This window comes from uncultured Intestinimonas sp. (assembly GCF_944387725.1).
Lineage (GTDB): Bacteria > Bacillota > Clostridia > Oscillospirales > Oscillospiraceae > Intestinimonas.
This window is the reverse complement of record NZ_CALXGA010000064.1, coordinates 1-12,347: the sequence shown is the minus strand read 5'-3', so window position 1 is coordinate 12,347 and position 12,347 is coordinate 1. Positions and strand designations below refer to the sequence as shown.

Sequence of the window (12,347 nt, the reverse complement as noted above, 5' to 3'; positions counted from 1 at the left end):
TAGCCTTCGTTTACCTTGCCGCCATTGCTATTTTGTTGCTTTAGTACAAGTCTCCTGATTTTTCAAACAAGCCCTAGCATGTGTCTCTTTGCGTTTGGATGACATGCAAAAAACCCCTGCATCGCTTGGGATGCAAGGGTCTCAAGCAAAAAACGTCCTGCCGGAAAGCAGGACGTTTTTTGGTGGAGGAGGGTGGATTCGAACCACCGAAGCGAAGCGCAACAGATTTACAGTCTGCCCCCTTTGGCCACTCGGGAACTCCTCCATATGAAATTGGGGACCCACAAAAGCGCCTAGCGCTTTAGCCGAAAGCGGAAGAAAGTGGGCTTCTTCTGAAAATGGAGCTGGTGGACGGATTCGAACCCCCGACCTGCTGATTACAAATCAGCTGCTCTACCAGCTGAGCTACACCAGCGCATCGGACGTTCATGCTCGTCCGCAGCGACGTTCATTCTAACAGAACCGCGGGGATTTGTCAACCAGAAAAATGGAAAATAACAGACTTTTTTCAGGAGGCCGGCGGGAGTGGGTTCCTGGGCTTCAGTCTGCCCGGAACCGGGGGCGCGATACAAGGAAAATTTCGGAACAGCCGGCGTATGCCCGAGTATACAGCGGAAGCAAAAGAGCGGATTGTCTTTTGCGCAAAAATTTGCTATACTACTGGCGAGAGAAAATTCCACCGATTGGGAACGGGAGAAAGCGAGGGCCGAGACCTTTGGAACTGAAGATGTCGATGAAACAGGCGCAGACTCTGTCGCCGCAGATGATGCAGTCGATGGAGATTTTGCAAATGGGCTCCCAGGAGCTGCTGGAGTACATCGAAAATCAGGCGCAGGAAAACCCGGTGCTGGAGATGGAGGACGTCTACACCGGCCAGGACCAGACTGCGGTGCTGCGGCGGAAGCTGGAGTGGCTGGAGTCCACCGACAGCCAGAACCGGGCCTACCACCAGCAGGACAGCGAGGAAGACGGGCGGGACCCCATCTCCAACTACGGCAACGCCGACGAGGCCGAGGAGAACCTCTATCTCTATATCCTCTCCCAGCTGGAGCTCATGGATCTGGAGCCCGCAGTGATGACGGCGGGAAAGCTCCTGGTGGAGTCTCTGAATCAGAACGGCTGGCTGGACGAGGACCTCTCCGCGCTGGCCGCCGAGTGGGACCTCCCCCTGGAGCTGCTGGAGGAGGCCCTGGCGGTGGTCCAGACCCTGGAGCCCGCCGGGGTGGGGGCCCGGAGCCTCTCAGAGTGCCTGGTGCTCCAGCTCCGCCGCCGGAAGGAGGACAGCGCACTGGCCCTGAAAATCGCCGAGGGCTACTTAGACCCCCTGAGCAAGAACCGATACGGCTGCATTGCCAAGGCCCTGGGGGTCCCCCAGGAGGAGGTCCACGCCGCCTGCGACGTCATCCGCAGCCTGAACCCCCGGCCCGGCAGCGGCTTTGCCGCCCGGGAGAACCTCATCTACATCAACCCCGACCTCTTTGTGGTCAACTTTCCCGACCACTTCGAGCTGCTCATCAACGACTACTACTTCCCCAGCCTCCACATCAGTTCCTACTACTGCCGGATGCTCCGGGACAGCGAGGACAAGGAGGTCAAGGATTACCTCGCCGACAAGGTCCGCCAGGCCAAGTGGGTGGTTCACAGCATCGAGCAGCGCCGATCCACCCTCCTCCAGTGCGCCCAGCACATTCTGGAGCTCCAGGAGGACTTCTTCCGGCGGGGGCCGGGGCACCTGCGGCCCATGTCCCTGGCCGACGTGGCCCAGCGGGTAGGGGTCCACGAGTCCACCGTCAGCCGCACGGTAAAGGACAAATACCTCCAGTGCGCCAGCGGAGTCTACCCCCTGAGCTACTTCTTCTCCCGGAGCCTGGGGAACGCCTTGGGAGCCCATGGGGAGACCGTCTCCTCCGACGCCGCCAAGGCCCTGCTGAAAAAACTCATCGCCGGGGAGGACAAGCGCAGGCCCCTCTCCGACCAGAAGCTCTGCGAGCTCATGGAGCGGGAGGGCTGCACCCTCTCCCGCCGCACGGTGGCCAAGTACCGGGATGAGCTGAACATCCCCAGCACCACCGGGCGGAGACAGTACGCGTAACAAGGAGGAAGCCGGTTTTGCGCTACAAGGCCGTACTATTTGACTTTGACTACACCCTGGGGGACGCCACCGAGGCCATCTATGCCGGGTTCTGCCACGCCTTCACCGCCATGGGCCGCCCGGAGCCGGAGCTGGAGGCGGTGCGGCGGACGGTGGGCCTGCCGGTGCAGGACGCCTACACCCAGCTCACCGGGGACTCTGCGCCGGAAAACCGGGCGCGGTTCTACGCCCTCTTTCACCCCGTGGCCCGGGATTTGCAGGCCCGGGGGGTAGTGGCCCTCTGCCCCGGGGCCCGGGCGCTGCTGGAGGCCCTGAGGGACGCCGGAGCCGCTCTGGCGGTGGTGAGCAACAAGAACACCGAGTCCCTGGAGGAGGTGCTGGAGGCCAAGGGGCTGCGGGTCTGCTTTGCCTATGTGGTGGGGGGCGACCGGGTCTCCCGGCACAAGCCCGACCCGGAGGGGGTGCTGTGGGTTCTGGACCAGCTGGCCCTGGCCCCGGAGGAGGCCCTCTACTGCGGGGACACCGTCATCGACGCCCAGACGGCCCGGCGGGCCGGGACGGACTTCTGCGCCGTTCTCAACGGCGCCACCCCGGCGGAGGCTTTTTTGGACTATCCAAAAGTTCTGGTGGCCCCCGGGCTGTCGGAGCTTCAAGCCTGGCTGGGTCTCTGACGCCCTTTAGTTCTTTACATAAACTGTAAAATTACAGCACGCTGCCTCTCTGTTCTGCCGGGAGGCGGCTTTTTTTGCCCATTTGGGGGCAGAATATCTTTACACAGACTTTACAAATCCCCGGAAGCGGACTTTACAAAGGCCCGGTATACTGAGAACCGTTCCAAGGAAACCTAAGCAGATGGAAACCTATAAACGGATTGGAGAAGAAAGGTACTATGAAAAAGACGCTTGCCATGCTGCTCTCCCTGGCCCTGTGCGCGGGCCTGTTTGCCGGCTGCTCCGGCGGAAACGCCCAGGGGACCACCCCCGCTGAAAACCCCTCCGGCGGCGGGCTCACCGGATCTGTGGCCACCAACGGCTCCACCTCCATGGAGGAGGTGATGGGCACCCTCATCGAGGCATTCCGGGAGGTGGAGCCCGGCATCACCGTGACCTACGACCCCACCGGCTCCGGCACCGGCATCGAGCAGGCCGCCGCCGGCAACTGCGACATCGGCCTGTCCTCCCGGGCCCTCACCGAGGACGAGATCGCCGGCGGTCTCACCGAAATCGTGGTGGCCAGGGACGGAATCGCCGTCATTGTCAACCCTGAGAACACCGTCGCTGAGCTGACCCTGGACCAGATTGCCCAGATCGCCACCGGCGCCATTACCAACTGGAGCCAGGTGGGGGGCGCCGACGCCGAGATCGCCTTTGTGGGCCGGGAAGCCGGCTCCGGCACCCGGGGGGCTTTTGAGGAGATCACCGGCACCGAGGACGCCTGTGTCTACACCCAGGAGCTGACCTCCACCGGCGCCGTCATCACCGCCGTGGCCACCACCCCCGGCGCCATCGGCTACGCCTCCCTCTCCGCCGTGGAGGGCGCCGGCAATGTCTCCGCCGTGGCCGTCAAGGCCGACGAGGGCTCCGAGGCCGTGGCCTGCACCGAGGAGACCGTCCTGGACGGCAGCTACGCCATTCAGCGCCCCTTCGTCTTCGCCACCCGCACCGGCGAGCCCCTCAGCCAGGCCGCCCAGGCCTTCGTGGACTTCGCCCTGGACCCCGCCAACGGCCAGCTCTTTGTGGACGCCGGCGTGGTGCCCGCCTCCGCCGGATAAACGGACGGCCCGGACCGATTTCCCCGCTCGCCCGAAACCTCCCGCTCCCAAGCCGGCCCTGCTCCGGCTTGGGAGCGCCGCCATGCCCAACCAGAATTGAAAGAAAGGGGCGCACCTATGTCCTCCCAATCCAGTCCTGCCCAGGCCGCCCGGCCCGGGGTCAAGAAAAAGGGCTTTCGCGAGCGGCTGGAGCTGCTCATGAACGCCATCTTTTTCCTCTGCGGCGCCGTGGCCGTGGCCTTTGTGCTCTTCATCTCCATCTATCTCATCGTATCCGGCCTCCCCGCCATCCGGGAGATCGGCCTCATCGACTTCCTCTTCGGGGAGCGGTGGGCCTCCACTGCCAAGGACCCGGCCTTCGGCATCCTGCCCTTCATCCTCACCTCGGTCTACGGCACCGCCGGGGCCATTGTGGTGGGGGTCCCCGTGGGCTTCATGACCGCCATGTTCCTCTCCAAAATTTCCGGAAAGAAGACGGCCGGGGTCATCCGCACGGCGGTGGACCTGCTGGCCGGCATTCCCTCGGTGGTCTACGGCCTCATCGGCATGACGGTGCTGGTGCCGGCGGTGCGGGTGGCCTTTGATCTGGCCTCCGGCGCCTGCCTCCTGGCCGCCATTGTGGTGCTGGCGGTGATGATCCTCCCCTCCATCATCAGCGTGTCCGAGACCGCCCTCAACGCCGTGCCCAAGGAGTACGAGGAGGCCAGCCTGGCCCTGGGGGCCACTGAGATCGAGACCTATTTCCGGGTCTCCGCCCCCGCCGCCTCCAGCGGCATCGCCGCCGCCGTGGTGCTGGGCATCGGCCGGGCCATCGGCGAGGCCATGGCCATCATGATGGTGGCCGGCAACGTGGCCAACATGCCCTCCCTCTTTGCGTCGGTGCGCTTCCTCACCACCGCCATCGCCTCCGAGATGTCCTACTCCTCCGGCCTCCAGCGGCAGGCCCTCTTCTCCATCGCCCTGGTGCTCTTCCTCTTCATCATGATCATCAACGTCGCTTTGAACGTCCTGCTCAAGAAGAGCCGGAAGGAAGGCTAGGAGGTGGCGGCATGAGACCAGAGAAAAAATCCGCCGGGCGGGTGGCCTATGACCGCGTCCTCCGGGCCCTCCTCTACTTCTGCGCCCTGCTGACCTGCGCCCTGCTGGTGCTCCTCATCGGCTATATCTTCTACCGGGGCCTGCCCAACGTCACCTGGCAGCTCCTCTCCACCCAGGAGAGCTTCCGCAACGACACCATCGGCATCCTCCCCAACATCCTCAGCACCCTGCTGCTGATCTTCGGCACCCTCCTCCTTGTGCTGCCCTTGGGGGTGGGGGCGGCCATCTACCTCACCGAGTACGCCCGGAACAAGCGGGTGGTGGAGGTCATCGAGTTCGCTACCGAGACCCTCACCGGCATTCCCTCCATCCTCTACGGCCTGGTGGGTATGCTCTTCTTCTGCCTGGCCCTGGGCTGGGGCAGCTCCATCCGGGCGGGCATCCTGACCCTGGTGATTATGACCCTGCCCACCATCGTCCGCACCACCCAGGAGTCGTTGAAGACGGTGCCCCAGTCCTACCGGGAGGCCTCCCTGGGCCTGGGCAGCGGCAAATGGCACATGGTCCGCACGGTGGTCCTCCCCTGCTCGGTGGACGGCATCGTTACCGGGTGCATCCTCTCCATCGGCCGCATTGTGGGGGAGTCGGCCGCCCTCCTCTACACTGCGGGCAGCGCCGGCATCCTGTCCCGGAACCTCCTCCAGGCCCTGGAGTCCTCTGGGGGGAGCCTCACCGTGGCCCTCTACATGTACAGCATGGAGCGGGGCGAGATTGAGGTGGGCTTTGCCATCGCCTCCATTTTGATGATCCTCACCCTCCTCATCAACCTCTCTGCCAAATTCCTGGGCGCCAAGCTGAAAAAGAACTGATCCCCACCGGACCAGACGGAAAAGGAGAACGCTGACTATGGACACACACGAGACGCCCGTTATCACCGCCAAGGGGCTGGAGCTCTGGTACGGCAGCGCTCAGGCACTGCGGAACGTGGACATCGATATCCCGGAGAGGAAGGTCACCGCCCTCATCGGCCCCTCGGGCTGCGGCAAGTCCACCTTCCTCAAGACCCTGGACCGCATGAACGACCTGGTGCCCGGGGTCACCATCAAGGGCAGCGTCCGCTACCGGGGCCAGGAGATCTACTCCCCCGAGGTGGATGTAACCTGGCTGCGCAAGCAGATCGGTATGGTCTTCCAGAAGCCCAACCCCTTCCCCATGTCCATCTACGATAACATCGCCTACGGCCCCCGGACCCACGGAATCCGCAATAAGGCCAAGCTGGACGAGATTGTGGAGAAGTCCCTCCGGGGGGCCGCCATCTGGGACGAGGTGAAGGACCGGCTGCGGAAATCCGCCCTGAGCCTCTCCGGCGGCCAGCAGCAGCGGGTCTGCATCGCCCGGGCCCTGGCCGTGGAGCCAGACGTGCTGCTGATGGACGAGGCCACCTCTGCCCTAGACCCAATTTCCACGTCAAAAATCGAAGAACTCATTGAAGATTTGAAAAATTCCTATACAATAGTGATTGTGACCCACAACATGCAGCAGGCCACCCGCATCTCCGACAAGTGCGCCTTCTTTTTGCTGGGCGAGCTCATCGAGTACGGGGACACGGATCAGATGTTCTCCGTGCCCAGGGACCGCCGCACCGAGGACTACATCACGGGGAGGTTTGGATAATCATGCGAAAGACCTTTGACGCCGAGCTCCTGGAGCTCAACGAGGAGCTCACCGCCATGGCCCGGACGGCCCAGGACGCCATCGACGTGGTGACCGAGAGCCTGTCCAGCGACGACGAGGCCGCCGCCAAGGCCGCCATTGAGATGACCTCGTCCATGGACCAGATGGAGCGGGACATCGAAAACCGCTGCCTCCAGCTTCTGCTGCGGCAGCAGCCCGTGGCCCGGGACCTGCGGGCCATCTCTGCGGCCATGAAGATGGTCACCGACCTCCAGCGCATCGGAGACCAGGCCGCCAACATCGCCGAGATCTCCCTCCTCCTCTCTCGCCAGGGGGTGGTGAAGGTCCCCCAGGACATCGGCATCATGTCCTGCAAGGCGGGGCTCATGGTCAAGCAGGCCATCTCGGCCTACACCGGCCGGGATGTGGAGACCGCCCACGCCGTGGTTAACCTGGACGACGAGGTGGACGACCTCTTCAGCCAGGTCAAGCGGGAGCTCATCGAGGAGGTGGCCGAGAACAAGGACGAGGCCGACAGCTCCATCGACTTCATCATCATCGCCAAATACCTGGAGCGCATCGCGGACCACGCCGTCAACATCGCCCAGTGGGCCATTTTTTGCGTCACAGGAGAGCTGTGAGCCCGGCGGGCCCATCCCGCCCCGAGACCCTTTCAAGGAGGCATCTGTTCCATGGCTGAGACCATTGTCATCGTGGAGGACGACGAGAGCATCCGGGAGATGCTGCGCTACTACTTCCGCTCGGTGGGCTACGAGGTGGGCTGCTTCGACTCCGGGGAGGCCTATTTCCGGGAGGGAGGGGACATGGACCCCGCCCTCTTTATTCTGGACATTATGCTCCCGGGCATGGACGGCCTGGAGATTCTCCGCCGCCTGCGCGCCGGCCCAAAGTACGCCGAGGTGCCGGTGCTGATGCTCACCGCCCGCACCTCGGAGATTGACAAGGTCAAGGGCCTGGAGACCGGGGCCGACGACTATGTGGTCAAGCCCTTCGGCATCATGGAGCTCCAGGCCCGGGTGAAGGCCCTGCTCCGCCGGGCCGGCCGGCCCCGGCCGGGGGCGGTGCTCACCTGCGGCGACCTGGAGATCGACCCCGCCGCCCGGGAGGTGCGGAAAAACGGCGTGCCGGTGGAGCTGACCTACAAGGAGTTTGAGCTGCTGCGGCTGCTGTGCGCCCGGCGGGGGACGGTGCTCACCCGGGACGACATCCTCCAGGCGGTGTGGGACTACAACTTCGCGGGGGAGACCCGTACCGTGGACATGCACGTCAAGACCCTCCGGCAGAAGCTGGGGGAGGGGTACATCCAGACCGTCCGAGGCGTGGGCTACAAAATGCCCTGACCCAATCCGCGCAGAAGGAGGGCCCCGCGTCCATGAAAAAACGACTGACCACCTATTTCTTTCTCATTGCGGCCCTGGGCATCGCTCTCTCCAGCGCCTTCGGGGTGTGGAGCTACCGGGAGCGGGAGGTGGCCTACGCCCGGCAGACCCTCTCGGAGCTGCTCTCCCTGATGGACGCCCAGGCCTATGACACCGACCCGGAGGGCTGGACGGATCAGCTCCGGCGGGCCGCCCCCGACAAGCGGCTGACCATCATCGCCCCCGACGGCGCCGTCCTGGCCGACACCTACGGGGAGGTGGAGGAAAACCACGCCGACCGCCCCGAGTTCCAGCAGGCCCTGGAGACCGGCTGGGGGGAGGCCCAGCGGGAGAGCGAGACCACCGGGGAGACCCTCCTCTATGAGGCTAAGCGGTTCAGCGACGGCAATGTGGGGCGCATCTCCATGGCCATCTCCTCGGTCAACGCCCTGGCGCTCCGGGGCCTGGCGGGCTTTCTGGCGGCGGCGGCGGCGGCCCTGGCGCTCATGCGCCTGCTGGCCCGAAAGCTGGCCGACAAGACCGCACAGCCCCTGGAGGAGCGGCGGGAGGCCCTGGAGGAGGCCGGGGAGAAGCTCCAGACCGTCCGCAGCGAGTTCGCCGCCAACGTCTCCCACGAGCTCAAGACCCCCCTCACCAGCATCAAGGGCTTCACCGACATGCTCTCCTCCGGCATGGTGAAGGACCCCGAGGACCAAAAGCGCTTCATCACCATGATTGGGGTGGAGGTGGACCGGCTCATTGAGCTCATCAACGACGTGCTGAAGATCTCCGAGCTGGAGTCGGTGGCCATGCCCCAGCCAGACGAGCACGCCGATGTGCTGGAGGCGGCCCGGGAGGCCGGGTCTTATCTGGAGCAGGCGGCCCGGGATGCCCAGGTGGCCCTCCGGGTCTCCGGAGAGAAGGTCCAGGCGCCGGTGAGTCCCGGCCGCCTGCGGGAGCTTTTCCTCAACCTCATGGAGAACGGCGTCAAGTACAACCGGCCCGGGGGCCGGGTGGACGTCGCCGTGAAGAAAAAGGACGGCTGGGCCGTCATCACCGTGAAGGACACCGGCATCGGCATCCCCCCGGAGAGCCAGGAGCGGGTCTTTGAGCGGTTCTACCGGGTGGACAAGGGCCGGGACCGGAAGACCGGCGGCACCGGTCTGGGGCTGGCCATTGTCAAGCACATCGTCCTCCTCTACGGCGGACGCATCCGCCTGGAGAGCGCCCCCGGCCGGGGCACTGCCTTCACAGTGGAGCTCCCGGCGGACAGCGGGGCGTAGATGGGCCCTTTGCCCCAAGCACAGCGTCCGGCCTTATGGATGAGGACCTGAAGGCAAAAATGGAACAGGTATGCGCGGATATGGGCATGTCCATGACACCGGCATTTACCATCTTCGCCAAGAAGGTCAGCCGGGAGCATCGCATTCCGTTCGAAGTCTCTGCCGACCCCTTCTATTCAGAGAGTTATCCGCTATCTGGAGAGAATTATGCAAGATGTCAAAGAGGGGAAAGCCCACTTTGCCGAGCATGACTTGATCGAGGCAGATGAATGAAGCTATTGTGGGAGGATCGGGGCTGGAACGACTATCTCTACTGGCAGACACAGGACAAAAAGACGCTCAAGCGCGTCAATGGCCTCATTCGGGATATTCAGCGGAGCCCTTTTGAGGGGACTGGGAAGCCAGAACCACCAAAAGAGAACCTAATCGGGCTGTGGATCCGGAGAATTGACGATGCCAACCGCATTGTCTACTATGTAGAGGACGTTATCCTCCACATTATCGCTTGCCGGAGCCACTACAATTAGAGGGCGGGAAACCGCCCTCTTCAGCGTGTCCAAAAAGTGGCGGGGGCCACTTTTTGGCAGGGGCTGCGTCCCACTGCGCGCACCCTTTGGGCACACTTGTGGGCCGAGAAGTGTTTTCTCCGGCGCGCATGTCGCCGGAGAAAACAGATTTCACTTGATTCGCGCCTGCGGGCGCGAACTCTGCGAGGCTTTTTTGACAGTCTGGGAGCAGCCGTTTTCCGTCTGAAAACGGCTGCTCTTTTTATGCCCGCAGAGGAAAGAAGCGGCCGGCCAGGACGAAACCGCCGGAAAACCCCTTGACATTTTCCTAAAATGCGGTATGATAAGCACATGATTATTCTGTAAAGATTTGATTAGGAGGTAGTCCCATGACCCAGCGGGAGGCCCAGATTCTCCAGTGGATTCAGGAAAATCCCATGATCTCCCAGCAGGAGCTGGCCGGCAAGGCGGGCATCACCCGCTCCTCGGCGGCGGTCCACATCTCCAACCTGATGAAGAAGGGGTACATCGCCGGGAAGGGCTACATCATCCGCACGGCCCCCTATGTGGTGGTGGTGGGGGCGGTGAACCTGGACATCGGCGGCACCCCCTTCGCCCCTCTGGTGGGGCGGGACTCCAACCCCGGCCGGGTGCGGACCAGCCTGGGCGGGGTGGGCCGGAACATCGCCCACAACATGGCCCTGCTGGGCCTGGATGTGCGCTTCCTCACTGCCCTGGGGGAGGACCCCAGCGCCCAGCGGATCACCACCTCCTGCATCGAGCTGGGCATCGACCTGGCCCCCTCCCTCCGGGTGCCCGGGGGGGCCACCTCTACCTATCTCTTTCTCACCGACGAGGGGGGAGACATGGCCCTGGCGGTGTCCGACATGGAGATTTACCGCCACCTGACCCCCCAGTACCTCGCCGCCAAGGAGCCCCTCCTGGACAACGCCCGACTGGTGGTCTGCGACACCAACATCCCGCCGGAGACCCTCCAATGGGTGGCCGAGCACTGCAAGGCCCCGGTCTTCGTGGACCCGGTCTCCACCGCCAAGGCGGGGAAGGTGAAGCCGGTGCTGGGGAAGCTCCACACCCTCAAGCCCAACCGCCTGGAGGCTGAGCTCCTCTCCGGCGTCGCCATCACCGACGACAGGAGCCTTGCCGCCGCCGCCGACGCCCTCCTCGCCACCGGCCTCCACCGTGTCTTTATCAGCCTGGGGGGAGAGGGGGTCTACGCCGCCGACCACCTGGGGGGCCGCCGCAAGGTCCCCTGCGGCCCGGCCCGGATGGTGAACACCACCGGCTGCGGCGACGCCTTCATGGCCGCCCTGGCCTGGGGCTGGCTGGAGGGCCTGGGCCTGGAGGAGGCCGCCCGGGCGGGTCTGGCCGCCTCGGCCATCGCCATGGAGGGGGAGGAGACCATCAACCCCGCCCTCAGCATCCCCGCCCTCCGGGCCCGAGCGGGACTGTGACGCCCTACCATTTCCCATCCGTCATATTGAAATCAAATTTTACAGGAGGTTTTCATCATGCCGTACAACCACTATCTCGACGCCGCCCCCGAGGTGGCCCAGGCCGTCGCGGAGGGCAGGCCCGTGGTGGCCCTGGAGTCCACCATCATCTCCCACGGAATGCCCTATCCCCAGAACGTGGAGACCGCCCTGAAGGTGGAGTCCATCGTCCGGGAGAACGGGGCGGTCCCCGCCACCATCGCCATCCTGGGGGGCCGTCTGAAGGCCGGCCTCACCCCGGAGGAGATTGAGTACCTGGGCAAGAAAGGCCACGACGTGGCCAAGGCCAGCCGCCGTGACCTGGCGGTGCTGTGCGCCCGGGGAGAGGACGGGGCCACCACCGTCACCACCACCATGATGATCGCCCACATGGCCGGCATCCAGGTCTTCGCCACCGGGGGCATCGGCGGCGTCCACCGGGGGGCCGAGACCACCATGGACATCTCCGCCGACCTGGAGGAGCTCTCTCAGACCCCGGTGATGGTGGTCTGCGCCGGGGCCAAGTCCATTCTGGACCTGGGGCTGACCCTGGAATACCTGGAGACCCACGGCGTCCCCGTCATCGGCTACGGCACCAGGGAGCTGCCCGCCTTCTACACCCGGAAGAGCGGCTTTGCTGTGGACTACGAGATCGACACCCCCGCCGGGCTGGCCGCCGCCTTCCACGCCAGCCTGGAGCTGGGCCTCCGGGGCGGGATGCTGGTGACCAACCCCATCCCCGAGGAGTCCTCCATGGCCCCCGAGGTCATCAACAAGGCCATCGACGAGGCCGTGGCCCAGGCGCAGGCCCAGGGCATCCACGGCAAGGAGACCACCCCCTTCCTGCTGGCCAAGGTGAAGGACCTCACCGGCGGGGACAGCCTGGACTCCAACATCCAGCTGGTCTTCAACAACGCCCGGCTGGCCGCTCAGACCGCCGCCGAGCTGGCGAAGCTGTAAGCGCCCGGCGAACGCGCCGCCGGAATCGACAGAGCGGACTGTTCCCGGCATCCTAGGGCTTGTTTGAAACATGGCAGCATGCCCAACCGGCGGGTCTTTTGTCCCCTGGACGGCGCAATTTTTCCTTGAAATCCGCCAGGATTCCTGCGAAAAA

13 protein-coding genes and 2 tRNA genes are annotated in these 12,347 nt (G+C 64.4%); 13 read left to right on the top strand and 2 right to left on the bottom strand.

What is annotated here, in order from left to right; translation table 11 throughout:
* Window positions 1-180: 180 nt before the first annotated feature.
* Both Q0K09_RS08840 and Q0K09_RS08835 read right to left on the bottom strand, forming a co-directional pair.
* Window positions 181-265: transfer RNA gene (locus Q0K09_RS08840), tRNA-Tyr, on the bottom strand.
* Window positions 266-339: 74 nt separating this feature from the next.
* Window positions 340-415: transfer RNA gene (locus Q0K09_RS08835), tRNA-Thr, on the bottom strand.
* 300 nt (window positions 416-715) lie between these two features.
* On the opposite strand from Q0K09_RS08835, the gene rpoN reads away from it, so the two are divergent.
* The 13 genes from rpoN to Q0K09_RS08770 all read left to right on the top strand — a co-directional run bounded on the left by rpoN (window position 716) and on the right by Q0K09_RS08770 (window position 12,193).
* A complete protein-coding gene (gene rpoN, locus Q0K09_RS08830; protein ID WP_294475401.1) occupies window positions 716-2,092 on the top strand; it encodes an RNA polymerase factor sigma-54 in 1,377 nt (458 codons plus the stop codon).
* Window positions 2,093-2,109: 17 nt separating this feature from the next.
* Window positions 2,110-2,763 carry an HAD family hydrolase gene (locus Q0K09_RS08825; protein WP_294475398.1) on the top strand — a complete coding sequence of 218 codons (654 nt, stop codon included), beginning with the start codon at window positions 2,110-2,112 and terminating at the stop codon, window positions 2,761-2,763.
* Window positions 2,764-2,981: 218 nt separating this feature from the next.
* Window positions 2,982-3,863 carry a phosphate ABC transporter substrate-binding protein gene (locus Q0K09_RS08820; protein ID WP_294475394.1) on the top strand — a complete coding sequence of 294 codons (882 nt, stop codon included), beginning with the start codon at window positions 2,982-2,984 and terminating at the stop codon, window positions 3,861-3,863.
* A 198-nt stretch (window positions 3,864-4,061) separates the two neighbouring features.
* A complete protein-coding gene (gene pstC, locus Q0K09_RS08815) occupies window positions 4,062-4,901 on the top strand; it encodes a phosphate ABC transporter permease subunit PstC (RefSeq protein WP_294475403.1) in 840 nt (279 codons plus the stop codon).
* 11 nt (window positions 4,902-4,912) lie between these two features.
* Window positions 4,913-5,770 (top strand): phosphate ABC transporter permease PstA, encoded by an 858-nt coding sequence (gene pstA / locus Q0K09_RS08810; protein WP_294475390.1) that lies wholly within the window; start codon window positions 4,913-4,915, stop codon window positions 5,768-5,770.
* Window positions 5,771-5,807: 37 nt separating this feature from the next.
* Window positions 5,808-6,575 (top strand): phosphate ABC transporter ATP-binding protein PstB, encoded by a 768-nt coding sequence (gene pstB, locus Q0K09_RS08805; RefSeq protein WP_294475386.1) that lies wholly within the window; start codon window positions 5,808-5,810, stop codon window positions 6,573-6,575.
* 2 nt (window positions 6,576-6,577) lie between these two features.
* Window positions 6,578-7,216 (top strand): phosphate signaling complex protein PhoU, encoded by a 639-nt coding sequence (gene phoU / locus Q0K09_RS08800; RefSeq protein ID WP_294475385.1) that lies wholly within the window; start codon window positions 6,578-6,580, stop codon window positions 7,214-7,216.
* 51 nt (window positions 7,217-7,267) lie between these two features.
* Window positions 7,268-7,936, top strand: coding sequence for a response regulator transcription factor (locus tag Q0K09_RS08795; RefSeq protein ID WP_294475382.1), 669 nt, complete (start codon window positions 7,268-7,270; stop codon window positions 7,934-7,936).
* A 32-nt stretch (window positions 7,937-7,968) separates the two neighbouring features.
* On the top strand, window positions 7,969-9,237 hold the full coding sequence (locus tag Q0K09_RS08790; protein ID WP_294475380.1) for an ATP-binding protein: 1,269 nt from the start codon (window positions 7,969-7,971) through the stop codon (window positions 9,235-9,237).
* Window positions 9,238-9,272: 35 nt separating this feature from the next.
* Complete coding sequence (locus Q0K09_RS08785; RefSeq protein WP_365931941.1) at window positions 9,273-9,488, top strand: type II toxin-antitoxin system RelB/DinJ family antitoxin; 216 nt, start codon at window positions 9,273-9,275, stop codon at window positions 9,486-9,488.
* A gap of 18 nt (window positions 9,489-9,506) precedes the next feature.
* Entirely contained in the window at window positions 9,507-9,764 is a 258-nt protein-coding gene (locus Q0K09_RS08780; protein ID WP_294475376.1) for a Txe/YoeB family addiction module toxin, read from the top strand.
* 368 nt (window positions 9,765-10,132) lie between these two features.
* Window positions 10,133-11,215 carry a PfkB family carbohydrate kinase gene (locus Q0K09_RS08775; RefSeq protein WP_294475370.1) on the top strand — a complete coding sequence of 361 codons (1,083 nt, stop codon included), beginning with the start codon at window positions 10,133-10,135 and terminating at the stop codon, window positions 11,213-11,215.
* A 57-nt stretch (window positions 11,216-11,272) separates the two neighbouring features.
* Window positions 11,273-12,193 carry a pseudouridine-5'-phosphate glycosidase gene (locus Q0K09_RS08770; RefSeq protein ID WP_294475368.1) on the top strand — a complete coding sequence of 307 codons (921 nt, stop codon included), beginning with the start codon at window positions 11,273-11,275 and terminating at the stop codon, window positions 12,191-12,193.
* The last annotated feature ends 154 nt before the right edge of the window (window positions 12,194-12,347 follow it).